Source organism: Donghicola eburneus (assembly GCF_900115865.1).
Classification (GTDB): Bacteria; Pseudomonadota; Alphaproteobacteria; order Rhodobacterales; family Rhodobacteraceae; genus Donghicola; species Donghicola eburneus.
This window is the reverse complement of sequence record NZ_FOXY01000005.1, coordinates 267,707-292,657: the sequence shown is the minus strand read 5'-3', so window position 1 is coordinate 292,657 and position 24,951 is coordinate 267,707. Positions and strand designations below refer to the sequence as shown.

23 protein-coding genes are annotated in these 24,951 nt (G+C 59.7%); 15 read left to right on the top strand and 8 right to left on the bottom strand.

Features of this window, described 5'->3' with window-relative positions; genetic code table 11:
- Positions 1-35: 35 nt before the first annotated feature.
- The 8 genes from BM225_RS11200 to BM225_RS11165 all read left to right on the top strand — a co-directional run bounded on the left by BM225_RS11200 (position 36) and on the right by BM225_RS11165 (position 7,412).
- A complete protein-coding gene (locus BM225_RS11200; RefSeq protein WP_092464386.1) occupies positions 36-977 on the top strand; it encodes a nucleoside hydrolase in 942 nt (313 codons plus the stop codon).
- The gene (locus BM225_RS11195; protein WP_072706553.1) at positions 974-1,423 is read left to right on the top strand and encodes a GNAT family N-acetyltransferase; all 450 of its coding nucleotides are present in this window, start codon (positions 974-976) and stop codon (positions 1,421-1,423) included. The genes BM225_RS11200 and BM225_RS11195 overlap by 4 nt, the downstream gene beginning before the upstream one ends.
- A gap of 74 nt (positions 1,424-1,497) precedes the next feature.
- Positions 1,498-2,925: a protein adenylyltransferase SelO gene (locus BM225_RS11190; protein ID WP_092464384.1), complete on the top strand. Its 1,428-nt coding sequence runs from the start codon at positions 1,498-1,500 to the stop codon at positions 2,923-2,925.
- A gap of 123 nt (positions 2,926-3,048) precedes the next feature.
- Positions 3,049-4,101, top strand: coding sequence for an AI-2E family transporter (locus tag BM225_RS11185; protein WP_072706555.1), 1,053 nt, complete (start codon positions 3,049-3,051; stop codon positions 4,099-4,101).
- Between the two features lie 88 nt (positions 4,102-4,189).
- A complete protein-coding gene (locus tag BM225_RS11180) occupies positions 4,190-4,606 on the top strand; it encodes a Fur family transcriptional regulator (protein WP_072706556.1) in 417 nt (138 codons plus the stop codon).
- An 83-nt stretch (positions 4,607-4,689) separates the two neighbouring features.
- Positions 4,690-5,583 (top strand): DMT family transporter, encoded by an 894-nt coding sequence (locus tag BM225_RS11175; RefSeq protein WP_072706557.1) that lies wholly within the window; start codon positions 4,690-4,692, stop codon positions 5,581-5,583.
- 34 nt (positions 5,584-5,617) lie between these two features.
- Positions 5,618-6,895 carry a phosphopyruvate hydratase gene (eno, locus tag BM225_RS11170; RefSeq protein WP_072706558.1) on the top strand — a complete coding sequence of 426 codons (1,278 nt, stop codon included), beginning with the start codon at positions 5,618-5,620 and terminating at the stop codon, positions 6,893-6,895.
- Positions 6,896-6,980: 85 nt separating this feature from the next.
- Positions 6,981-7,412 (top strand): cupin domain-containing protein, encoded by a 432-nt coding sequence (locus BM225_RS11165; RefSeq protein ID WP_072706559.1) that lies wholly within the window; start codon positions 6,981-6,983, stop codon positions 7,410-7,412.
- A 63-nt stretch (positions 7,413-7,475) separates the two neighbouring features.
- Here BM225_RS11165 and BM225_RS11160 read toward each other — a convergent pair whose 3' ends face one another.
- The gene (locus BM225_RS11160) at positions 7,476-8,594 is read right to left on the bottom strand and encodes an anhydro-N-acetylmuramic acid kinase (protein ID WP_072706560.1); all 1,119 of its coding nucleotides are present in this window, start codon (positions 8,592-8,594) and stop codon (positions 7,476-7,478) included.
- Positions 8,595-8,658: 64 nt separating this feature from the next.
- Here BM225_RS11160 and tyrS point away from each other — a divergent pair, with 64 nt between their 5' ends.
- A complete protein-coding gene (gene tyrS, locus BM225_RS11155) occupies positions 8,659-9,909 on the top strand; it encodes a tyrosine--tRNA ligase (RefSeq protein ID WP_072706561.1) in 1,251 nt (416 codons plus the stop codon).
- Between the two features lie 180 nt (positions 9,910-10,089).
- Entirely contained in the window at positions 10,090-11,001 is a 912-nt protein-coding gene (locus BM225_RS11150; RefSeq protein ID WP_083595678.1) for a GNAT family N-acetyltransferase, read from the top strand.
- 87 nt (positions 11,002-11,088) lie between these two features.
- On the opposite strand, the gene BM225_RS11145 is transcribed toward BM225_RS11150, so the two are convergent.
- Together BM225_RS11145 and BM225_RS11140 are read right to left on the bottom strand one after the other, a co-directional pair.
- Positions 11,089-11,643: a peptidylprolyl isomerase gene (locus BM225_RS11145; protein ID WP_072706563.1), complete on the bottom strand. Its 555-nt coding sequence runs from the start codon at positions 11,641-11,643 to the stop codon at positions 11,089-11,091.
- A complete protein-coding gene (locus BM225_RS11140) occupies positions 11,636-12,142 on the bottom strand; it encodes a peptidylprolyl isomerase (RefSeq protein ID WP_072706564.1) in 507 nt (168 codons plus the stop codon). The genes BM225_RS11145 and BM225_RS11140 overlap by 8 nt, the downstream gene beginning before the upstream one ends.
- Before the next feature lie 130 nt (positions 12,143-12,272).
- Between BM225_RS11140 and BM225_RS11135 the strand changes: the two genes are divergently transcribed.
- The 5 genes from BM225_RS11135 to BM225_RS11115 all read left to right on the top strand — a co-directional run bounded on the left by BM225_RS11135 (position 12,273) and on the right by BM225_RS11115 (position 17,849).
- On the top strand, positions 12,273-13,448 hold the full coding sequence (locus BM225_RS11135; protein ID WP_092464382.1) for a phosphoglycerate kinase: 1,176 nt from the start codon (positions 12,273-12,275) through the stop codon (positions 13,446-13,448).
- A gap of 134 nt (positions 13,449-13,582) precedes the next feature.
- Positions 13,583-13,879, top strand: coding sequence for an FtsB family cell division protein (locus tag BM225_RS11130; protein ID WP_072706710.1), 297 nt, complete (start codon positions 13,583-13,585; stop codon positions 13,877-13,879).
- Positions 13,880-14,114: 235 nt separating this feature from the next.
- Entirely contained in the window at positions 14,115-15,137 is a 1,023-nt protein-coding gene (gene pdhA / locus BM225_RS11125; protein WP_072706566.1) for a pyruvate dehydrogenase (acetyl-transferring) E1 component subunit alpha, read from the top strand.
- An 18-nt stretch (positions 15,138-15,155) separates the two neighbouring features.
- On the top strand, positions 15,156-16,526 hold the full coding sequence (locus BM225_RS11120) for a pyruvate dehydrogenase complex E1 component subunit beta (protein WP_072706567.1): 1,371 nt from the start codon (positions 15,156-15,158) through the stop codon (positions 16,524-16,526).
- A 12-nt stretch (positions 16,527-16,538) separates the two neighbouring features.
- Positions 16,539-17,849, top strand: a complete 1,311-nt coding sequence (locus BM225_RS11115) for a pyruvate dehydrogenase complex dihydrolipoamide acetyltransferase (RefSeq protein ID WP_072706568.1) — start codon at positions 16,539-16,541, stop codon at positions 17,847-17,849.
- Positions 17,850-18,155: 306 nt separating this feature from the next.
- Here BM225_RS11115 and cysE read toward each other — a convergent pair whose 3' ends face one another.
- The 5 genes from cysE to BM225_RS11090 all read right to left on the bottom strand — a co-directional run bounded on the left by cysE (position 18,156) and on the right by BM225_RS11090 (position 24,946).
- Complete coding sequence (cysE, locus tag BM225_RS11110; RefSeq protein WP_072706569.1) at positions 18,156-18,965, bottom strand: serine O-acetyltransferase; 810 nt, start codon at positions 18,963-18,965, stop codon at positions 18,156-18,158.
- A gap of 107 nt (positions 18,966-19,072) precedes the next feature.
- Entirely contained in the window at positions 19,073-22,999 is a 3,927-nt protein-coding gene (locus BM225_RS11105; protein ID WP_092464380.1) for a baseplate multidomain protein megatron, read from the bottom strand.
- The gene (locus BM225_RS11100) at positions 22,999-23,445 is read right to left on the bottom strand and encodes a C40 family peptidase (RefSeq protein WP_092464379.1); all 447 of its coding nucleotides are present in this window, start codon (positions 23,443-23,445) and stop codon (positions 22,999-23,001) included. Before BM225_RS11100 ends, BM225_RS11105 begins: the two co-directional genes overlap by 1 nt.
- On the bottom strand, positions 23,442-24,317 hold the full coding sequence (locus BM225_RS11095; protein WP_072706572.1) for a DUF2163 domain-containing protein: 876 nt from the start codon (positions 24,315-24,317) through the stop codon (positions 23,442-23,444). The genes BM225_RS11100 and BM225_RS11095 overlap by 4 nt, the downstream gene beginning before the upstream one ends.
- Positions 24,314-24,946 carry a DUF2460 domain-containing protein gene (locus BM225_RS11090; protein WP_072706573.1) on the bottom strand — a complete coding sequence of 211 codons (633 nt, stop codon included), beginning with the start codon at positions 24,944-24,946 and terminating at the stop codon, positions 24,314-24,316. Before BM225_RS11090 ends, BM225_RS11095 begins: the two co-directional genes overlap by 4 nt.
- Positions 24,947-24,951: the final 5 nt, after the last annotated feature.

Here is a 24,951-nt window from a genome sequence, read left to right as displayed (position 1 = left end):
GCCACTGAATTCCCTGTAAGAACAAAGGAAGTGTTATGTCTGTGCGCAAAATCATCATTGATACCGATCCCGGACAGGATGATGCCGTGGCGATCCTGCTGGCGCTGGCCAGCCCCGAAGAGATCGAGGTTTTGGGGATCACGGCTGTGGCGGGCAATGTGCCGCTGCACTTGACCGAAAAGAATGCGCGCATTGTGTGTGAGTTGGCGGGCCGGACAGATGTGCCGGTCTATGCAGGCTGCGATGCCCCGCTGGAGCGCCCACTGGTCACCGCTGAACATGTGCACGGAAAAACCGGTTTGGACGGCCCCGACCTGCCCGATCCGACCATAACGCTGGCGGAGGGGCATGGGGTGGATTTCATCATCGACACCCTGCGCGCAGAGCCTGCGGGCACCGTGACCTTGTGCCCCTTGGGACCGCTGACGAACATAGCGCAGGCATTCAACAAGGCGCCAGACATCATTGAAAAGGTGCAGGAAATCGTCCTGATGGGCGGCGCCTATTTCGAGGTGGGGAACATCACTCCGGCCGCCGAGTTCAACATCTACGTGGACCCAGAAGCGGCCAAGATTGTTTTTGGTGCGGGCTGCCCGATCACCGTCATGCCGCTGGATGTGACCCACAAAGCGCTGGTCACCAAAGACCGCAACGACGCCTTCCGCGCGCTCGGCACCAAGGTGGGCGTGGCCGTCGCGCAGATGACCGATTTCTTTGAACGGTTCGACAAAGAGAAATACGGATCCTCCGGCGCACCGCTCCATGATCCTTGCGTCACGGCCTATTTGATCCGGCCCGACCTGTTTACGGGACGCCATATCAATGTCGAGATCGAAACCGGCAGCGAACTGACCCTCGGGATGACCGTTGCCGATTGGTGGCGCGTGACAGACCGCGCGCCGAATGCCATATTCATGGGCGACATCGATGCGCAGGGCTTTTTCGACCTGCTCACAGAAAGGTTGGCCCGTCTATGAGTGCGCAGCTCACGCTTGCTGTTTCCGAGGATTATCCCCGTCTCGCCCCCTTGATGGAGGCGCTCGACATCGAAATCGGGGTTGCCCACGATGCCGTGGCCCGCGAGGCGGCCATCATGCCCTTGCTCGAAGGGTCGCCGCTCGGGGCGGTCTATATCATCGGGCCGACCCGCGCGCCCATCGGGTTTCTGGTGATGACCCTGACGTGGTCGCTGGATTACGGGGGCATCATGGCCTCGGTCCGTGAAATCTATGTGCGCCCTGGCGTACGTGGCCGCGGGATCGCGCCAGAGGCGCTGACGGCGCTGGTTGCCCCCCTCCGTGCGGGCGGTGTGCGTGCCTTGGGGATCGAGATTGATCCCAGCAATAGCACCGGCCAGAGCGTTTATGCCCGCGCGCTGTTCCAGCCGCGCCCCAGCGTGTCGATGATGGTACGAAAGCTGTAGAGCCCTTTTGCAGGGCTGCTCTGGCAAAATCGGTGTCCGGTGCATAGGTTCTGTCCTAGCGAAAGGACACCGTCATGAGCTTGCACATTCCATTCGATAACAGCTACGCCCGTCTGCCGGACCGCTTCTTTGCCCGCCAAGGGGCCGCGCCCGCGACCGCGCCAGAGCTTTTGGCGTTCAACGCGGGGCTCGCGCGGGAGTTGGGGATCGGCTTTGACGAAGACCCCGATGCGCTGGCCGCTGCGTTTTCAGGTGTCGCGCTGCCGGACGGGGCCGAGCCGCTGGCGCAGGCCTATGCAGGACACCAGTTCGGCGGATTTTCCCCGCAGCTCGGGGATGGTCGCGCGCTGCTCCTCGGCGAGGTTTTGGCCCCGAATGGCACCCGCTATGACATCCAACTCAAAGGGTCGGGCCGCACGCCTTTTAGTCGCAACGGCGATGGCAAGGCATGGCTGGGTCCGGTTCTGCGCGAATACGTGGTGTCCGAGGCAATGCACGCTTTGGGCGTGCCCACAACGCGGGCCTTGGCGGCTGTGGCGACCGGCGACAGCGTGATGCGGCAGGCCATGCTGCCCGGCGCGGTGCTAACGCGCGTGGCACGCAGCCATTTGCGGATCGGGACGTTCCAGTATTTCGCCGTGCGCAATGACATCGACGCCCTGCGCACCCTGACCGATTACGCGATCCAGCGCCATTATCCGCAGGCCAAAGGACCGACAGGTCTGCTTCAATCGGTGATCGACGCGCAGGTCAAGTTGATCCCCCAATGGATGGCCTTGGGCTTTATTCATGGGGTCATGAACACGGACAACAGCACCATCTCGGGCGAGACGATCGATTACGGTCCCTGCGCGTTCATGGACGACTACCACCCGCACAAGGTCTTTTCCTCGATCGACCAACAGGGGCGCTACGCCTTCTCGAACCAGATGCACATCGTGATCTGGAACCTTGCGCAATTGGCCAGTGCACTGGTCGCGCTTGCACCAGAGGCCGAGCAGGACGCGGTGGTCGAGGATTACACCCAGCGCATTCACGCCATGCCAGAAGCGCTAGATGCTGAATGGCTGCGCCTGCTGGGCCGCAAAGTCGGCATCGCGGACGCCCGTCCCGAGGACAAAGCCATGATCGACAAGCTTCTCGATCTGATGGCCCATGATGGCGCGGACTTTACCAACACCTTCCGCGCTTTGGCCGAGGGGACCGCACGAGACCAATTCACCAACCGAGAGGCGTTCGACGAGTGGCATGCGGAGTGGCAGAAGCGGACCGCCTCCGAAGAGGACCCGCAGTCGCTGATGGCCTCGGTCAATCCGGTCTACATCCCGCGCAACCACCGGATCGAACAGATGATCGAGGCTGCGGTCGAGGGCGATTTGGCGCCCTTCAAGCGGTTGATGAAAGTGCTGGCGACGCCCTTTACCCCGCAAGACGGGGCCGAGGATCTGACCCATCCGCCGACGGACGACGAAGTGGTGCATCGCACATTCTGCGGGACCTAAGGCGGCCGCATCCCGAAATACTTCCCCCCAGACGCGGGTTTTCCATTGCGTTCTGGGGGGCGGGTCATACATCCATGAGGACAGGGCCAATCACGGCGCGCGCGTTCTGCAAGAGAGTATGATATGGGACAGGCCGACCGGCCCTTTGTGACATTGGTCTATAGTGTGGCTCTGGCTTTGATGGCGGGGTACCTTTTGGTCATCGGCAAACAGATTTTGGTTCCCATCCTGTTTGCGATCATCCTCTGCTATATCCTGCTCGAAAGCGCGCGCGGCATCGGACGTGTGCCCGGTCTGACCCGCAGTCCCACATGGCTGCGGCATATCTTTACCCTCCTCGCCTTTGCGATGGTCCTGACCCTGCTGACGTCGATCACGACAGAAAACGCGCAGGCGCTGGCCCAACGGGTGCCGGAATACGAGATGCGCCTGAATGTCTTTATCAACGACGTGTCAGAGCGCCTGAACTTGCAAGAGCAGCCCTCTTGGACGGCGCTGCGGAACATGATGGGCACGGACATCAATCTAGGCCAGATCACCAGCCGGATGCTTGGCGTGCTGGCCAGCTTTGGTACCAACATGTTCCTTGTTCTGCTGCTGGCGGCCTTTCTGATGCTGGAAAGCGCGGGCCTGAGTGCCAAGGTCACACGCGCCTTTGAAACCCGCGAACAGTCCGACGCGATCATCAACATCTTTCACCAGATCAACGCGCAGATCGGCCAGTACTTGGCGGCCAAGACGGCGATCAACCTATGTTTGGGCTTCATCTCTTGGGTGATCATGGCGCTGATCGGCGTGGACTTTGCGATGTTCTGGGCCGTTGTGATCGGGCTGCTGAACTATATTCCTTACGTGGGCAGTCTGATGGGCGTGCTGTTCCCGACGCTGCTGAGCGTCGTGCAATTTGGCGATATGGCGACCACCGTGACCACCGCGATCACCCTAACGCTGGCACAAATGCTGATGGGCAATATCGTCGAGCCGCGCCTCTTGGGACGTCTTGTGAACCTGAGCCCGTTTGTCGTTCTGGTCTCGCTGGTTGTCTGGGGGAGCCTATGGGGCATTCCGGGCGCGTTTCTGGCTGTGCCCATGACCTCGATCGTGACGCTGATCCTCGCGGGCTTTCCAGCCACGCGCTGGATTTCGGTGCTTCTATCCTCCGAAGGCAAGATCTGACCTTTTCCTTGGCGACTTTCCTATGGCACTCTGCGGCCTACGGCGCTATTCGGCCCGCCCGAAAGAGCAGTAACCAACTGGGATCTCTATGACGACTGACAGCATCATCGCGCGCTGCGAAGCCAAGGGCCTTCGGATGACTGGCCAGCGCCGCCTGATCGCAGAGGTTCTACAGAGCGCCATCGACCACCCCGACGTCGAAGAGCTGTACGCCATGGCGAACGAGCGCGATCCCAAGATTTCTCTCGCGACCGTCTACCGCACGGTCAAACTGTTCGAAGAGTCCGGCATTCTGGAGCGCGTGGATTTTGGCGACGGCCGCGCCCGCTACGAAGACGCCGAGCGCGAGCACCATGATCATCTGATCGACATGACCACAGGACAGGTAATAGAGTTCGTCGATCCCGAAATCGAAGAGCTGCAGGAACGCATCGCCAAGCGCTTGGGCTATCGGCTCAAGGGGCACAAGCTCGAGCTCTATGGTGTTCCAATTAAGAAATCCTGATATATCGAACACGTCTCGTGTTATTTCTTGCGTTTGCGCTAACATTTTCGTAGATCTTCCCCCGAATGAGGGGGAGAGCCGCTTTGGATAATCTGCGCGGTATTGTGTTGCTTGTGTTCGCGATGGCCTGCTTCGCGATCGAGGATCTGTTTATCAAAACGGCCTCTGACACACAGTCGACCGGTCAAATCCTGTTTCTGATCGGGATCGGTGGCGCGCTGTTCTTTGGCATCTATGCCCGCGTGGTCGGGCAAAAGCTTATCCAACCCGCAGCCCTGCACCGCACCGTCATCTACCGCAACATTGGCGAAATCATCGGCACGCTGTGCTTTGTGACTGCGATCTCGGTCAGCGCGCTTAGCACGTCGACTGCGATTTTTCAGGCGACCCCGCTGGCGACGACCCTTGGGGCTGCACTGTTTCTCAAGGAACCTGTCGGCTGGCGCCGCTGGTCGGCGATCATCGTCGGCTTTATGGGCGTGATGCTGATCATCCGTCCGGGCTCTGCCGCTTTCGAGCCTGCCTCCCTGCTAGCGCTCGGCGCTGTTCTAGGACTGGCTGCCCGCGATCTGTCGACCCGCGTTTTGCCCAAAGAGGTCTCGACCCTTGCCATCTCGTGCTACGCGTTTTTGGCGATCGGTATTGCAGGCCCGATACTGATGCTGGTTCTTGGGACGCCCATCGCCCCCATGGACGCCACCCAATGGAAACTGATCGGCGCGGCGCTCGTTTTCAGCCTGATGGGCTACTACGCCCTGACCGCCGCCATGCGACTCGGCGAGATGGGGGTGATCATGCCCTTCCGCTATACACGCCTGATTTTCGCAATGATCATCGGCCTGACCTTCTTTGACGAACGACCTGATGCGCTAACATACCTAGGCGCTGCCATTATTATCGCATCCGGCATTTATACCCTTTTCCGTGAGCGCAAACAGAGGCTTACACGTCTTTCCACAGCGTCCAGCACCCGCTAGAACGCAACCAACCAAATCCACCGAGGGACTTTTTATGAGCACCATCATCGATATCCACGCGCGCGAGATCCTCGACAGCCGTGGCAACCCCACCGTCGAAGTCGACGTCATCCTCGAAGACGGCACCATGGGCCGCGCGGCTGTTCCCTCGGGCGCATCGACCGGCGCCTACGAGGCTGTCGAAAAGCGTGACGGCGACAAGTCGCGTTACATGGGCAAGGGCGTTCTGGAAGCTGTTGCTGCTGTAAACGGCGAGATCGCAGAAAACATCGTTGGTTTCGACGCGACCGAGCAAGAAGCCATCGACGCTGCGATGATCGAACTCGACGGCACCGACAACAAGGGCCGTCTGGGCGCAAACGCCATCCTCGGCGTGTCGCTCGCTGTTGCCAAGGCCGCTGCCGAATACACCGGCCAGCCCCTGTTCCGCTATGTCGGCGGCACCTCGGCGCGCACCCTGCCCGTTCCCATGATGAACATCATCAACGGCGGCGAGCACGCGGACAACCCGATCGACATTCAGGAATTCATGATCATGCCCGTGTCGGCCGCGAACATCCGCGAAGCCGTCCGCATGGGCTCCGAGGTCTTCCACACCCTGAAAAAAGAGCTGTCGGCTGCTGGCATGTCCACCGGTCTGGGTGACGAAGGCGGCTTTGCCCCCGAACTGGGCTCGACCCGCGATGCATTGGATTTCGTTCTGAAGTCGATCGAAAAAGCAGGCTACAAACCCGGCGAGGACATCTATCTGGCCCTCGACTGTGCCGCGACCGAATACTTCGAAAACGGCAAATACGAGATGAAGGGTGAAGGCAAATCGCTGACCCCCGCCGAGAACGTCGAGTATCTGGCACAGCTCTGCGCAGACTACCCGATCATCTCGATCGAAGACGGCTGTGACGAAGATGACTGGGAAGGTTGGGCCATGCTGACCGAGAAGCTCGGTGACAAAGTCCAGCTGGTTGGCGACGACCTTTTCGTGACCAACCCCTCGCGTCTGGCAGACGGCATCGCCAAGGGCGTTGCGAACTCCATGCTCGTCAAAGTGAACCAGATCGGCTCGCTGTCCGAAACCCTGAAGGCTGTCGATATGGCCCACCGCGCGCGCTACACCAACGTGATGTCGCACCGCTCGGGCGAGACTGAAGACGCGACCATCGCGGACCTCGCGGTTGCCACCAACTGCGGCCAGATCAAAACCGGCTCGCTGGCGCGTTCGGACCGGCTCGCGAAATACAACCAGCTGATCCGCATCGAGGAAATGCTGGGTGAGACTGCCGTTTACGCGGGCACCTCGATCCTGAAAAAGTAATCACCCGATCCGGTGATCAAATGGCCCCGCTTGCACACCGCAGGCGGGGCTTTTCTTTTGGCCCCGCACCCCTAAACTTGCCCCCATGACCACAGCTGACCAACTCATTGAGCGCCTCGCCCTCCAGCCCCATCCCGAGGGCGGCTACTACCGCCAGACATGGATCGCAGACAGCGCAGACGGCACCCGCCCCGCAGGCACCTGCATCTATTTCCTGCTCAAAGCGGGCGAATCCAGCCACTGGCACCGCGTCGATGCCGCCGAAATCTGGCACTACTACGCAGGCGCGCGCCTGATCCTGAGCCTCTCGGAATCGGACGAAGGCCCCGCCAAGGATCACATCCTCGGCCCCGACGTTCTCAATGGCGAACAGCCTCAACTGATCGTCCCGCCCCACCACTGGCAGGCCGCCAAAACCACAGGCGACTACACATTGGTTGGCTGCACGGTCAGCCCCGCCTTCCAATTCGGAGGCTTCACCCTCGCCGCCCCAGGCTTCGACATTCCACGCGGCTAACTTTCATCTTTGCTAAAATACTCCGGGGGTGACGGCGCCCCGCGCCGGAGGGGGCAGCGCCCCCTATTCCCCGATCGCCAATGCCCCTGCCGCCGGACGGCTCACAACGCCGCCGCCCACTGCCGCAGGCACACCAGTTGTCCACCGACACGACGTCGGCAAGCCCTTCAATACCCGCACGGCCAAATGCCCAAAAGCCTGCGCCTCGAGCATATCCCCGTCCAAACCAACGTCCTCGACTGGCAAAACCTTCGCATCAATCGCGCCGCGCAAGCCATTCATGATAAACGCATTCTTTCGACCGCCGCCAGTCACGAGCAGCTTGGACGGCACCATTGGACAATGCTCCAGCCCCGCCGCCACACAGCGCACCGCCAGCATCGACAGGGTCGCCACGGCATCAGCATCGGACAGACCATCCACCCGCCCGATCACATCGGCAAAGTCATCGCGATCCAAAGATTTCGGTGGAATGCGGTGGAAGAACGCGCGCTCCAACACGTCAGCAATCAGCGCCTCATCCACGACGCCCGTGGCCGCCAGAGCACCATCTGCGTCATAGGCTTGTCCCAGCCGCGCAAACATCACGTCATTCACCGGCGCATTCGCAGGCCCCGTGTCAAACGCCAACAACGCGCCCTCTTCCTCGGGCCGGTCAAACCGCGGGTCGACATAGGTGATATTCCCCACACCGCCCAAATTCAGAAAAGCAACTGGCTCCTCAGCCCCGATATACTTGGCGCAGGCAAAATGGAAAAACGGCGCCAAGGGCGCCCCTTCGCCCCCCAAACGCACATCGGCCGACCGGAAATCCCACACGACCGGATATCCCAGCAGTTCGGCCAGAACCGCGCCGTCTCCGCATTGGTGCGTGCCGCGCCCTGATGGATCATGGGCCAAGGTCTGCCCGTGAAATCCCCCCAGATCAACCGGACCAAAAGGGGCCATCACCTGCGCATGTACTGTCTCGACAATCTCGGCAGCCTCTTCGAAGTCCCCGTCCTGCCACTGGCCCAAAGCCTTGCGCAACGTGTCCCTCTGCCAGTCCGTATAGGGCCGGTAGGCCGACGGCCCGAACCCGTGAATCCGCTCGCCATCACTCAGTACAATTGCCGCATCCACCCCATCCAGCGATGTTCCAGACATCGTTCCTAGGGCTCGCAGCACACCAGATTGCTTCATGCGCTTTTCCTCTGCTCGCAACCGCTCTATAGAGTGCCTCGCAACCGTAAAAGGGACAAGTGCAATGACCTACCATCCAAAGTCTGAATTCCTGCGCATCATGATCGAGCGCGGCTATCTGGCGGATTGCACCGACTATCAGAGCCTCGATGACGCGCTGATGGCGGGCACTGTCCCTGCGTATATCGGATACGACGCCACCGCCGCGTCGCTGCACGTCGGGCATCTGCTCAATATCATGATGCTGCGCTGGCTGCAGAAAACCGGCCACAAACCCATCACCTTGATGGGCGGCGGCACCACCAAAGTGGGCGATCCGTCCTTCCGCAGCGATGAACGTCCCCTGCTTGGCCCCGATCAAATCCAGTCGAACATCGACGGGATGCAGCAGGTCTTTGCCCGCTACCTTAGCTACAGCGACGCGCCCAACGGCGCGATCATGCTGAACAACGCCGAGTGGCTGGACAACCTGAACTACCTCGAGTTCCTGCGCGACATCGGCCGCCATTTCAGCGTGAACCGCATGCTGTCGTTCGAATCGGTGAAATCCCGTCTGGACCGCGAACAGTCGCTCAGCTTCCTCGAATTCAACTACATGATCCTGCAGGCCTATGACTTCCTCGAGCTGAACCGCCGCTATGGCTGTCTCTTGCAAATGGGCGGCTCGGACCAGTGGGGCAACATCGTCAACGGCATCGACCTGACCCGTCGCGTGCTGGATCACGAAATCTACGGCCTGACCTCGCCCCTGCTGACCACCAGCGACGGCAAGAAGATGGGCAAAAGCCAAGGCGGCGCCATGTGGCTGAACGCCGACATGCTGTCGCCCTATGACTTCTGGCAGTTCTGGCGCAACACCACGGACGCGGACACTGGCCGCTTCCTGAAGCTCTATACCGAGCTGCCCGTGGACGAGTGCGAGCGTCTGGGGGCCCTGCAAGGGTCGGAAATCAACGAAGCCAAGATCATTCTGGCGAACGAAGTCACCAGCCTGCTCCACGGGGTCGAAGCGGCCAAAGCCGCCGAAGCCACCGCCAAAGAGGTCTTTGAAAAGGGTATCGCTGGCGGTGACCTGCCCCGTCTGACCCTGTCGGCCGATGAGCTTGGCGATGGCATCTCTGTCGTGCAAATCTTTGTCCGTTCCGGCCTTGCGGCCACTGGCAAAGAGGCCAAGCGCCTGATCGCCGACAACGGCGCCAAGATCGACGACGAGGCCGTCACCGACGCGGGCAAGCTGATCACTGCCGCCGATCTGTCGAGCCCGCTAAAACTCAGCGCAGGCAAGAAGCGTCACGCCATCGTCGAACTGGGCTAAACCAACCAATCGATCAGGCTAAGCCCCAAGTAGACGGGCACAGCCAGCACACAAAACAGCCAGAGCGCCCCGATCAGTGTTGGTCGGGGCGCTCTTGCGTGAACGCCCTTTACGGTTTTTTCAGGTGTCTTAAAATTTTTCATACGGCCATTAACCAATCGTTAAGTTTAGATATGGTTAATGATGTCCATGAACCCTGCATGGACCGAACAGTCAGCCATCCCCCCGGCCTTTCACACGGTTCCCCTGCAGCAAAGCGCGGCATACCACAGAACTTGCGCGGCACTGGGTCATAAAACACTTTGCCTGACCCTCGGGGATGTCTCCGCACCTCTGGGTCAGGCACATGTTCTCTTCCGGCAGGTTCCGGTGATCGGCACGGTCGCATCCATCATCGGCGGTCCGATCTGGTCGGAACACCTATCGAGCATACAAAAGCAAACCGCCCTGACAGGATTAACAGAGCGCATCAAGGCACGCGCCATCCTGATAACGCCAAACAGCGCCGACGACCCCATCGCACGGCGCGCCATCCCGATTATGACGCCGGCAACCTCGGCCATCTGGGATTTGCGAACGGACCTCCGCGCAGGGCTCTGCCAGAAGTGGCGCAACCGTCTGGTCAAAGCAGAAGCATCAGGTCTGTCGATCCGCAAAGAGCCTCTTCCAACCGCGCCCGATCACTGGCTGCTGAAAACCAACGCGGAACAAGCCAAGCTGAAACGCTTCCGCCCCTATCCCCCCACCTTTATCGCCACGTGGGCGTGCATGCAGGGCAAGGGCTTCACCCTGACTGCCCTCCACAAAGGCGACCCGATGGCCGCTCTCTTGATCCTGATCCACGGCGACAGCGCCACCTACCAGATTGCGTGGACCACAGCTGAGGGACGCAAGGTGCACGCGCAAAACCTTCTGCTGTTCTTTGCCGCGCTGACCCTGCGCGACCAAGGGATCACGCGTCTCGACCTTGGCATTCTGGACACCGATCTCGCCGCAGGTCTGGCCCGCTTCAAACTCGGCACAGGGGCACAGGCCCACACCCAAGGCCCCACAACTCTCATTGGCCCTTTCACGCGCCTGTTTGCCAAATAGAAAAGGGGCAGACGCTCAACAGCGCCTGCCCCTCTTTCTTGGTAAAAATACCCAATCCGCCGCGATAGCGGCGCACAGCGTCAGCTCTTATTCGGTGACTTCAACCTTGGTCATCACGTCAGGTTCGCCGACAACAGCGCCATTGCGACCCGCGCCGCGCTTGATCGCATCAACCACGTCCATGCCCTCGGTCACTTCGCCCACGATGGTGTAACCACCATTCAGATGGGGCGCAGGCGCGAACATGATAAAGAACTGCGAGTTCGCCGAATTCGGGTCCTGAGACCGCGCCATGCCGACAACACCGCGCTCGAACGACTTGTCCGAAAACTCGGCCTGCAAGTCCTCGCGATCCGACCCGCCCATACCGGCGCGGCGGATGTCAAAGCCTTCGCCCATTTTGCCGAACTGCACGTCACCCGTCTGCGCCATAAAGCCGTCGATCACGCGGTGGAACACCACGCCATCATAAGCCCCTTCGGCTGCCAGAGCGGTGATCTGCTCGACGTGCTGCGGGGCGACATCTTCGAACAGGTCCACGTGGACGGTGCCAGTGGCCTCGCCCGAGATGGTGATATCCAGACCGGTTGCCAGTGCGGGGCCTGCAACCAGTGCAAAACCCAGAGCCAACAGATTACGCATCCGCGGCCACCTTGACGCTGATCATGCGGTCAGGGTTCGCAGGGGGCTCGCCGCGCGCAATCTTGTCCACGAACTCCATGCCGGAAATCACACGGCCATAAACGGTGTACTGACCGTTCAGGAAGTGGTTGTCCTTGAAGTTAATAAAGAACTGCGAGTTGGCCGAGTTCGGGTTCATCGAACGCGCCGCACCCAGGGTGCCGCGGTCGTGGGGCAGCTTGCTGAATTCTGCGGGCAGATCGGGCTTGTCCGACCCACCGGTGCCTGCGCGGCCAGGGTTGTAGTCCTTTTCCATGTTCGCGTGCTGCACGTCGCCGGTCTGCGCCATGAAGCCGTCGATCACACGGTGGAACGCGACGTTGTCGTACGCGCCTTCGCGGGCCAGTTCTTTCATGCGTTCTGCATGCTTGGGCGCGACGTCGGCCAGCAGTTCGATGGTCACGGTACCGTCCTTCAGTTCGATCAGGATGGTGTTTTCAGGATCTTTGATCTCGGCCATAACTGGTCCTCTCATTGGTATTTGCGCACAGACTTAAGCCTTGGACGCAGGATTGCCAAGCTAAGCCGTTGACCTGAGCGTCCCGACACGCGAAGAAACGCGCAGGTTATATTTAGGAGGAGCCACGATTATGGCCTGGAAAACCCTCGACCAGATGGACCTGAACGGCAAACGCGTTCTGACCCGTGTAGACATCAACGTTCCGATGAAAGACGGGGTCGTCACAGACGCAACCCGCATCGAACGCATCAAGCCGACGATCGACTCGATCTTTGCCGCTGGTGGTACTCCGGTTCTTCTGGCCCACTTCGACCGCCCCAAGGGCAAAGTTGTGCCCGAAATGTCCCTCAGCCACGTCGCCCCCAAGGTCGAAGAGGTTTTGGGCCGCAAGGTGACCTTTGTCGATGCGCTGGACGCAGATGCCGTTGCAGCCGCCGAATCCGGCAGCATCGTGCTGATCGAAAACACCCGCTTCCACCCCGGCGAAGAGAAAAACGACCCCGCGCTCGCGAAAGAATTCGCAGCTTTGGGTGACATTTTCTGCAACGACGCTTTCTCGGCAGCGCACCGCGCGCATGCCTCGACCGAGGGGCTCGCGCATCTGCTGCCCGCGTGCGCCGGACGCAACATGGAAGCCGAACTGACCGCACTGGAGTCCGCTCTGGGACAACCCGAACGCCCCGTTGTTGCGGTTGTCGGCGGTGCCAAAGTCTCGACCAAGCTGGACCTGCTGTCCAACCTGATCGAGAAGGTCGACTATCTGGTGATCGGTGGCGGCATGGCCAACACCTTCCTCGCGGCCCAAGGCATCAGCGTCGGCAAGTCCCTGTGCGAGCATGACCTGACCGGCACCGCCAAAGAGATCATGGACAAAGCCAGCGGCGCAGGCTGCGAGATTGTTCTGCCCGAAGATGTTGTCGTGGCGTGGGAATTTGCCGCGAACACCAAGCATGAAACCGTCGCGAACACCGCCTGCCCCGAGGATGCGATGATCCTGGATGCGGGCACAGCTGCGGTCGAAAAGATCGTTTCGGTGTTTGAGCAGTCGAAAACCCTGATCTGGAACGGCCCCCTTGGTGCCTTCGAGATCGAGCCCTTCAATGCTGCGACCAATGCCGCCGCCAAGGCAGCTGCCGTGTTGACCCAGCAGGGCAAACTGATTTCGATTGCAGGTGGCGGCGATACCGTTTCGGCACTGAATCAGGCCGGTGCGGCTGACGACTTCACTTACATCTCCACCGCTGGCGGTGCGTTTTTGGAGTGGATGGAAGGCAAAACCCTGCCTGGCGTCGCCGCTCTGGGCTAGGTCACACCACAAAATGGGGGGAATGTTTGCGAATGTCCCCCCAAATTTGGGGTATTCCCTGATTTGTATCGTTGTGGCAGTATGTTATCCACAGGCTAATGCAACGAATAGAGCGGAAAACCGCCAGAGGCAGCATGTCGAACCAACGTCCCGGTCTCGGGTTCTTGATATACTTCACTGCGGCCTTTACGTTAGGTCTATACTTTACTTTCGCTGCGGTTCAGGGTGATTACGGCGTATTCCGCCGCGCTGAAATCGAGGCAGAAACACTGGCGCTTCGCGCCGAGCTTGCATCGCTGCAAGCAGATGTCGACAGGATGGAGAATTTAACTCGTCGCCTGTCTGACGGATTTTTGGACCTAGAGCTGCTCGACGAGCAAGCCCGCGAGGTCCTTGGGATGGTTCGCTCCGACGAGATCGTCATCCGCTAAGAATACTTGTCACCACTCACACGACAAGGCCGCTCCCTTCGGGGGGCGGTTTTTTTGTATACGAATTACACCTTTTGTAAAAAATTGCACACCAGACAACCCACTCCTCCTAACAGATACGCAGAAAGACTCTCGTTTTTCGGGTGTGCAAGATTTTCTCTCGCATCATGGAAATAGATGCGATATAGATAGTTCAACGTTAAACTATTTGCTTGAAAATGGGAGGGGACGGATTATGGCCACTCGGAAAAGTCCAGCAAAACCGAATGTATCGGCGGATGAGCTGCTCGAATACTATCGTGAAATGCTGTTGATCCGCCGGTTCGAAGAAAAGGCCGGCCAGCTTTATGGCATGGGCCTGATCGGCGGGTTCTGCCACCTGTATATTGGTCAGGAAGCTGTTGTTGTCGGCCTTGAGGCGGCAGCAAGCGAAGGTGACAAGCGCGTCACATCCTACCGCGACCACGGCCACATGCTGGCCTGCGGCATGGACCCCAAGGGCGTCATGGCCGAACTGACCGGCCGCGAAGGCGGCTATTCGCGCGGCAAAGGCGGCTCGATGCACATGTTCTCGAAAGAGAAGCATTTCTACGGTGGCCACGGCATCGTGGGTGCGCAGGTGCCGATCGGTGCAGGTCTGGCATTCGCCGACAAATACCTTGGCAATGACCGCGTGACGTTTGCCTACTTTGGCGACGGTGCTGCGAACCAAGGTCAGGTCTACGAGACCTATAACATGGCGCAACTCTGGGAACTGCCGGTCATCTTCGTGATCGAGAACAACCAGTACGCCATGGGCACCTCGGTCGCACGTTCGACCAAATCCCCTGCCCTGTGGAAGCGTGGCGAAGCCTACGGTATCGCAGGTCAAGAAGTGGACGGCATGGACGTTCTGGCGGTCAAAGAAGCCGGAGAGAAAGCTGTCGCACACTGCCGCGCAGGCAAAGGCCCCTACATTCTGGAAGTGAAAACATACCGTTACCGCGGTCACTCCATGTCGGACCCTGCGAAATACCGCACCCGCGAAGAAGTGCAGAAGATGCGAGAAGAGCGTGACGCAATCGAACACGTGCGCGAACTGCTGCTGTCTGGCGGCCACGCGTCCGAAGATGACCTGAAGGCCATCGACAAAGAGATCAAGTCTGTTGTCAACGAAAGCGCCGAGTTCGCCAAGGAAAGCCCAGAGCCCGCGCTCGACGAACTCTACACCGACATCTACGCCGCGGAATTGCCCGCAGGCCAAGAAGCAGACGCCTAAGGGAGAGGACATAGGATTATGGCAACCGAAGTTTTGATGCCCGCCCTTTCGCCCACGATGGAAGAGGGCACACTGGCCAAATGGCTGGTCAAAGAAGGCGATACCGTAAACTCTGGCGATATCCTCGCCGAGATTGAAACCGACAAAGCGACCATGGAATTCGAAGCTGTTGATGAAGGCATCATCGGCAAGATCCTGATCGCCGAAGGCACCGAAGGCGTAAAGGTGAACACCCCCATCGCCGTGCTGGTCGAAGAAGGCGAAAGCGCTGACGATGTGGCGACCTCTTCTGCCCCTGCAGAAGACGCCGCGCCTGCTGCCGAAGCCGCCCCCAGCGCGCCCGCCGCGCCCAAGGGTCCGGTCGAGGTTGTTGTCCCCGAAGAACAGGACATCCCCGAAGGCACCGAATTCAAATCCATGACCGTCCGCGAAGCGCTGAACAGCGCCATCGCCGAAGAACTGCGCCGCGACGAAGGCGTGTTCATCATGGGTGAAGAAGTCGCCGAATATCAGGGTGCCTACAAAATCACCCAAGGCCTGCTGGACGAATTCGGCGCCAAGCGCGTGATCGACACCCCCATCACCGAGCACGGCTTTGCCGGTGTGGCCGTGGGTGCCGCGTTCGGTGGTCTGAAGCCCATCGTCGAGTTCATGACCTTTAACTTCTCGATGCAGGCGATCGACCAGATCATCAACTCTGCTGCGAAAACCCTGTACATGTCGGGCGGCCAGATGGGCGCACCGATGGTGTTCCGTGGTCCGAACGGCGCCGCCGCCCGCGTTGGCGCGCAGCACAGCCAGGACTATGCAGCTTGGTACGCGCAGATCCCCGGCCTGAAGGTAGTGATGCCTTACTCGGCAGCGGACTACAAAGGTCTGTTCAAGACCGCTGTGCGCGATCCGAACCCGGTCATCTTCCTCGAGAACGAGATCCTGTATGGCAAATCGTTCGACGTTCCGGTTCTAGACGACTACACCGTGCCCTTTGGCAAAGCCAAAATCTGGCGCGAAGGTACCGATGTGACCATCGTCTCGTTCGGCATCGGCATGACCTACGCCCTAGAAGCGGCTGACAAGCTGGCCGAAGAAGGCATCAGCGCCGAAGTCATCGACCTGCGCACCCTGCGTCCGCTGGACAAAGACACCGTGATCAAGTCGGTCATGAAGACCAACCGCTGCGTCACCGTCGAAGAAGGCTTCCCTGTCTGCTCGATCGGCAACCACATCAGCTCGATCCTGATGCAGGAAGCGTTCGACTATCTGGACGCTCCGGTGATCAACTGCACCGGCAAGGACGTTCCGATGCCCTACGCCGCGAACCTTGAAAAGCTGGCGCTGGTCACCACCGACGAGGTGATCGACGCTGTCAAACAAGTCACCTACCGCTAAGGAGATCGCAGAATGCCTACCGAAATCCTGATGCCCGCCCTGTCTCCGACCATGGAAGAGGGTACACTGGCCAAATGGCTGGTCAAAGAGGGTGACACCGTGAACTCGGGCGACCTGCTGGCCGAGATCGAAACCGACAAAGCCACCATGGAATTCGAAGCTGTGGACGAAGGCGTGATCGGCAAGATCCTGATCGCCGAAGGCACCGAAGGCGTGAAGGTCAACAGCCCCATCGCGGTTCTGTTGGCCGAAGGCGAAAGCGCGGACGATATCGGAGCGGCCCCTGCGGCGGCTCCGGCAGAAGCGCCCAAAGCCGAAGAGACCAAAGCCGCGGCGGCAACGCCTTCGGCTGCGGCCCCTGCCCCTGCGGCGGCAACCACTGACAGCGGTGACCGCATCTTCTCGTCTCCCTTGGCGCGTCGCATCGCTGCGGACAAAGGTCTGGACCTGAAGTCGATCAAAGGCTCGGGCCCCCGTGGCCGTATCGTCAAAGCCGACGTGGAAAACGCAACTGCCGCGCCCAAGGCCGAAGCCGCCGCGCCTGCAGCTGCTGCCCCTGCCGCTGCGCCCGCAGCTGCCGCCGCGCCTGCGGGTCCGTCGACCGACGCCGTGCTCAAAATGTACGAGGGCCGCGAGTTCGAAGAGAAGAAGCTCGACGGTATGCGCAAGACCATTGCGGGCCGCCTGACCGAAGCCAAGCAGACCATCCCGCACTTCTACCTGCGCCGCGACATCAAACTGGACGCGCTGCTGAAGTTCCGCAGCCAGCTGAACAAGCAGCTCGAAGGGCGCGGTGTGAAGCTGTCGGTCAACGACTTCATCATCAAAGCCTCGGCGCTGGCGCTGCAGGCCGTTCCCACCGCGAACGCGGTTTGGGCCGGTGATCGCGTGCTGGAACTGAAGCCTTCGGACGTAGCCGTTGCGGTTGCGATCGACGGTGGTCTCTTCACGCCCGTTCTGAAAGACGCCGAGATGAAGTCCCTGTCCGCGCTGTCGGCAGAGATGAAGGATCTGGCGAAACGCGCCCGTGACCGCAAACTTGCGCCCCACGAGTACCAAGGCGGCAGCTTTGCCATCTCGAACCTCGGCATGTTCGGCATCGACAACTTCGACGCTGTGATTAACCCGCCTCACGGTGCGATCCTTGCGGTTGGTGCTGGCGTGAAAAAACCAGTGGTGAACGCAGAGGGCGAAATCGAAGTGGCGACCGTCATGTCCGTCACCCTGAGCGTTGATCACCGTGTGATTGATGGCGCACTGGGAGCCGAGCTGCTGAAGGCGATCGCAGAGAACCTCGAGAACCCGATGATGATGCTCGCTTAAGAGTGTAAAGATGCACATCGAAAGATAGCGGATTACCCGAATGGGCAGTTTGAAACTTCATACACAAAAGTAGTAGTTTCAATCTCAAGAAAGCCGCTCACTTTCAAAATCACAGGGACGAAACGGACACTGCCGTTTCGTCCCTTTCTCTTTTAAGCTCTTATTTCCTTGGATTATTTTCAATTCTTATTTTCGCGCCATGGTGCGAATCTAAAGTGCAACAATGGAATCAGAGAAACGCGACAAACCAAAAAGGCGGAGCTGCAAATATGCAACTCCGCCTTACCATTAAGGGTATTGGTGATGTCAGCCGTGCGAGGGGAAATTGTGGTCCATGCTCAGCGACGGTTGGCTGCACCCTGCCTCTCCGACGATGCGCGCGGGCACACCGGCCACGGTCTTGCAGGGCGGCACGTCCTGTAGAACCACAGAGCCCGCCGCAACGCGCGAGCAGTCGCCGACCTTGATGTTTCCAAGCACCTTGGCACCGGCCCCGATCAGAACGCCATTGCCGATCTTAGGGTGACGATCCTCTTCTTCCTTGCCTGTCCCGCCAAGGGTTACCGAGTGCAGCATAGATACGTTGTCACCGACCACGGCAGTCTCGCCGATGACGATGGAGTGTGCGTGGTCGATCATGATGCCACGCCCGATGCGCGCTGCAGGGTGAACGTCCAGACCAAACTGTTCGGAAATCCGCATCTGAAGGAAGTATGCCAGATCGTGCCGTCCGGTACGCCAAAGCCAGTGCGCCACGCGATAGCTTTGGATCGCTTGGAACCCTTTGAAGAACAGCAGTGGCTGGATGTAGCGCAAGCATGCGGGGTCGCGGTCGTACACAGCGACGATGTCAGCGCGTGCCGCCTCGCCCAAGGTTTCGTCGCTGGCATACGCCTCTTCGGCGATCTCGCGCAGCAGTTGGCCCGACATCTCGGGCGAGGACAGCTTCATCGCCATCCGATAGGTCAGCGCACGCTCAAGCGATCCGTGGTGCAGGATCGTTGAGTGGACCAGCCCCCCAAGAAGAGGCTCTTCGATGATGGCCGCTTCGGCCTCTTCTACGATGCGGGACCACACAGGGTCGATCGCGGCAATTTTCGGTTGTGTCTCAGGCATCGGACCCTCCGCTCTTTCGAACAGTGTAACAGATAGGATCGGATGGCGAAATGCAAGGACGTGATTGTGAACAGGCGGCACTTTCAAAGCGCCGCCTGCTGATTCTATCAGCCGATACTGAGTGCGGCGCTTGGGCCCGCTCCGAACAGATCAGAAATCTGCGCAACTTCAATGCGATAGCCCCCGACGGCACCATCCGAAGACCGTTGTGCAGACGTGTAGGTGAACTGCGGTTCTGTAAGTCTCTCTTCGCGGACGAGAGAGCCCTGTGCAAAAACACGCAGGACATAGGCCTCAATTGTTTCAGCCAGTGGCACGTCCTCGCGGCTCCAGTCATCGCCGCCGATACGCGTTCTACGTACCCAAGACAGTTGGTCATCCCCGCCCGAACGGACCTGCGCCAGATGACAAGGGCGATAAGGTGCCAACCCGCGGCCGACAAACGTAACGTCCTCGGTGGTGTAGGCGCGGTCGTCATACGGACGGCCCACTGGGCCCGAGCGCAGGTACATCGGCAGGTTCAAGGACTCGGCGGGCAGATCAAGCTGATCCAACGCCCCGTCCACCAACACAAAATAGCTGCCCTCGGGCCACGCGCCAGCTTGGGTCCAGTCCGTCCCTGCCTGCCCGCGCAAGAAGCCGGACAGTCGGTAGCGCCTGCCCCCCAACGGTTCGGCCTTGCGGAATTGGATCAGCTCCCATCCATCCGCAGCACCCGACCCAATGGCGGCAAGATTTGCGCCCGACAGAAACGCAGCCTCATCCACCGAATAAAGGTCACCCGACACCAGTGTCACCTCAATCGACACGCCCCTTTGCTCGGCTCCGATCGGCGCAAAGGGCAGCGCCGTGTCCAACTGGCCCAGCGTCGCAGGCGCATCAAGCGTTGTTGCCAGCGTATATCCGGCATCGGTCCGGCTTGAATAGACGTTGACGCCACCTGGCCACGGATCACCTGACGCCGCGAGATAGGGTGCGTGGGCAACCTCGTCCCCGCGCAGCAAGGGCAACTCCATCGGCAGACAGATAGCAGGCAGAGGCGGCACGTAGGGCGCGGTAATGGGGATCTCTGCGATCTCTGGCGCGGGTGTGTAGACGGACGGGTCCACGCGCACTGCCTCGACCTCTCGGCCATCAGCGACGGTCACACGTTCAACACGGTAGATATCCTGCGGCGCATCCTCAAAGGCGACCAAATCTCCGGCACACACATCGCTGCGAGAGGGCGGAAGCGCAAATGCGCAGGTCTCTCGGCTTGTTTGCGCCTCTGAGAGCCAGCGGTCTGCGGCCTGTTTCGCTTCCCCTCTGGTCAGGACAACGGGCACCTCGTTCTGTGAGGGGCGCTGAACACTATCCCACGGTCCACGCGTGTCGACAGAGACGGGCTCGAAGCCCGCGTCCGCCTCGAAGAAAGACAGGCCAACGGTATTCGGCACCTCTAGGTCAGACGCCCGTGCCTGCCGGATGTCTCCTTCGTCGTCCGCCAGCACGCGCTCGCGGTCCAGCATCTTGACCAGTGCATCGGAGCGGGACCGAAACACCAGCGTGCCGCCCTCTTCCACCGCATCAAAGCCGTGAGTCACCATGAGCCCTTGCAGCGCGGCACGGGCGGTCTGAGGGCCCGTTTCCGAATATCCCCGAAGCACTCCGTATAACTGCGTGGTATCAACATCCAAAACGCCAGCAGAGGCGCATATCTCGGCCACGACCGAGGCCAGCGTTCGATGCCCACTCCGGCCCGTGATCCAATGTCCGCGCTGATAGTTTGGCGCATCCTTCCATAGGCCGCCATGATTGGGAAATGCCGGATACGGACGCGCATCCCAAGCCCACACAAACATCCGGTCAGCATCCAGCATCGGACCACCATAAACCGGTGAGACGGGGTTCTTGGACGCATCCTGCCAATATTCGCGCATCACACGCAGGTATTGCATCTGGATGAACTCGTCCCGCTCTCCTGTGGAGTAATGGGGCAAAGCAGACTCAGAGGACTTTGGGTCGACGAATTTGTTCGGCTGGTTGGTGCCTTTGTTGACCGCTGCGCATCCTATTTCCGTGAACCAGATTGGCTTGGCAAAGGGCTCCCACGCAGTTGGAGTGTCCGCACGCAGACCGGCGATACGCTCGTGGTGATGGCTCGTCCACCAGCTGCGAATGTCCTTGTAGCGGTACACCCAAGGCTCCCCGTAGGCGCCATCGGTAATGGGTGCGCGCTGCTGCATATCGCGCGCCTCATCGCTTGGGTAATACCAGTCGTAGCCTTCACCGCCTTCGATGTTCTGCTTCAGGTAGGCCGGGTTGTAGGCTGTGTGCCAATCCGCGTCGGCGTGATCTTTGCCGTCGCGCCAGTCCGAAAGCGGCATATAGTTGTCAATTCCGATAAAATCGATCTGCGGATCAGCCCACAGTGGATCCAAGTGGAAGTAGCGATCGCCGGTGCCATCTTGGGGCTGATACCCCCAATACTCAGTCCAGTCGGCCGCGTAGCCCAGTTTGATGTCAGGCCCAAGGATGGCGCGCACGTCCGCGGCCAACGCCTTCAAGGCATCAACGACCGGAAAACCGGAGACACCGCGAATTTGTGTCAAAGCGCGCAGTTCAGACCCGATACAGAAGGCATGTACGCCGCCTGCGAGCTGACACAGTTTGGCATAGTGAAGGACGAAACGGCGCAAAGACCATTCGTCTGGTCCATCGTACAAGACTTGCCCGTCTTCGATCCGAAAGTCGCTGGGCTGTGCCGTTCCGACAAAGGAAGCGACCTCTGCATCCGCCACTTCTGTCCCATCGGGCGTATTGCTCAGTGTTGGTGCGGTAGACAAGGTGATCCGGCCGCGCCACGGCAAAGCCGGCTGCTCTTCACGCTGTCCCCAAGGATCGGGCAAGCCGTTGCCGCCGAGCTGATCCATCAAGATGAAGGGATAGAACATCACCTCTTGACCCACAGCGTTCAAATGCTGGATCGCTTCCACCACGGACTGATCTGCAGGCGTCCCACCGTAAACAGGGTCGCCCTCAAGCTGCACGACTTGCTCTGCCTCAGCGCGGAGTACCCCGCTCACCTGCCAAGGCATGCCAACTCCATCATGCGCGGTCTGCTCGACCTTTGGTTTGATCGAGCACGCACCACATCGCAGATCGTTTCCGAACCAAGACACAACGAGCGATGTTGCACGGCAATTCGGCGCCTCCTCAGTCAACGCATGCACCGAGGATTCAAAGTCGCTCATGCCCGAGTAACTGTTCACATTGGCCGAGGAATTACGTCCCAACCCTTTCCCGTAGTGAACGGGTGTGGTCGCCAAAGTGTATTCTCCAGAGCCCGGGATCATCGCAACGGCGGTAACATCTTTAGACACATCGCCGTGCTCTGAAACATGATCAGGTGCGTGGCGCACGACCTCAAAGCTGAACTGAGGGACACGGTTTCCGAAGTCTCCGAGTTGTACGTCCTCTAGCACCACATAGGCCGTCCCACGATAGGCAGGAACGGCATCGGTTCCTTCTATCACTTCGATCAAGGGGTCCGGCTGCTGGTCTACTTCGCCGCGATAAACACGCATATTCAGGGTAGACAGATCCACCTCAGAGCCGTCCGCCCAGACTCGGCCAACACGCGCGATCTCGCCCTCGCACAAAGCGATCGCGAGGTTGATAGAGTAGGTGTAGCGCTGGGTTGTCGAAGAGTGCGAACCAGAGGAGCCTTTGCCCCCGCCACTTCGTGACGTCTTGGTGTGAACGGTTTCTTTGAATCGCGTCGCCCAAATGATCTGGCCAGAGACGCGCGTACGGCCGTAAACTTTGGCAATCCCTTCACCTTCGGACGAAGAGCCGATGCGCAATCGATTTGTGCGCCCAACTTCGACTGTAGATCCAGCGCTCGTTTGATTCGAGAAGAGACGAGCGTCCAGCGCTTGTCCCAAGACTGCACCGGTAGCACGTCCCAGAGTCGCCATTCCCAAGCCGCCGAGGCTGCCGCCCAGAGAACCACCCAATGCCCCGCCCGCCGCGGATAATACGATTGTCGCCATTACTTTACCTCATTGGGAAATTCAAAACGCGCCACGATCCTGCGGCGCCAAGGAGCACTGAGCGGGCTGTCGATAACCGCATGATTGCCGAATGCATGAATGAAGCGCGGGGCATTACCGCAGGCGCTCTGTAGCCCCAAATGTTTTGCCACGCCGCCGTGCCGCATCCGGAACAAAAGAACATCGCCCTCTGCTTCTTTCGACAGTGACTTTGCGACGAGGTGCCGGCACGCCGCGCGCCACAGCGCCTCGTCTCCTTGGGGCTCTGACCAATCTGCCGTGTAGCTCGGAATTACCTCCGGTTCCCGCCCATACAAATGACGCCAAACTCCGCGCAGGAGCCCGAGGCAATCTGTGCCGAAACCCTTCGCGCTAGCTTGATGAAGATAGGGCGTTCCGATCCATTCTCTCGCCTCCGCGAGTGCTGCTTGTGATCGTGCCCTCATCGGCGGCTCCCTCCGTCCTTCGGTTCGGACATATTCGGGTAGCGCATCATCCAATCATCGCCCGGCAAGTCGGGAAAACCTTGAAAGTTCGGCGTGTTGCGGAACTTAAATCGACAAGTCGAGAACAGCTTATCACAGCCTGCATTCACGGTAACTTGGGTGCCAAGAGCGGGCTCCAGGGCCAGAGGATGCCAAAGTTCGATTCGGCGAAGCCCGTCGGTCACGCCATCGGACTTGACAGCGCCCTCTAGAACCTGACCCAAGCCGGTTTCGAACTGGACTGTCCCACGCGCAAACCACCCAGCATCATGTGCGGCTTCAGTCTCAACCAAAAGCACTCTCTTATCGATGACTTTCCGCACCGTACCATTCAGTTGATAGAGCGGTTGGTTCAGATGCACCCCACAAGCCCGATCCCCAAGGACGGCCCCGCACCCCTTTTGAAAAGTTCGACCACGCGGCTGCGCCAAGAGATCAGACAAGCCGCGCAGCTCTGCCTGAAACATTCCACCCGACTGGCGGATATCTCCCAGCTGACCTCGGAAAAGCAATTCCCGTTCAGACAGATCTTGCCAGTTCACCTGCCACAAGGAGAATGCAGCGGCATCGTAGAGCCCAGCCGCGATGTCCTCGGACGAAATCTTGTCCGAACTTAAGACGCCAAACGCCTCTGCGTTATCAACCGACAAGTCGGTGGATTGCTCCAAAGCTGAAGAGCTCATTCCCCCATCTGGGCGAAAGATTGTTCCGTCGAATTCAAGGACACCATCATGATCTGTGAACCCAAGCGCATGACCATCAGAGCGCACCAAGCGCCAAGCACGGCACATCGTCGTCGCTGATTTATCCTGATTCTGAGCCCCGACGTTCATAGCCGCACCTCCACAACAGGGACGTCCGGAACCTCGCCCGCGTTGAACCGTGACATTGCGATCTGAATCGTATCCGTGTCAAATCGTACTGGAACATCGAATTCGAAACCGGCCGTGATTGGCGCATCACTTTCAGGCGGGGCAACAAAAGTGATCTCGCCCGTTGTGTCATCCAGCGACCAATCAATGCCTTCGTGCATTTCGTTTCCCGCAACGGCCACCCGCACCGTCGCGCGGACCGGCTTCGCGATGGGCCGCGCGTAGCTTTGTGCGCCAGAGCGGTACTCTTTGCGCAGCTGAAACGTCACCGTCTCGCCATCACCGATCGCAATTTCTTGGTCTTCGGGTGTGATCGGTGCCTGACCTTTTGCCGACCGAAAATCGCTCCAGTCCTTCCACCGGAAGCTATGGAGCTGCCCTGCCCTCGCTTCAAAGAAGGCAATCACATCCTCCAAATCTGCCGAAGAGCGCACCCCCATTCCAGCGTCATAACGGCGACGAGAATGGTGCCACGGGGTATTTCGCTCTTCGTAGCCGTTCGACAGTGTCACAATTTGGGTGCGGCGCTCTGGTCCGCCCAAGGCGCCAAAGCTGATGTCGGTGGGAAACCGAACTTCGTGAAAAGCCATTCTTG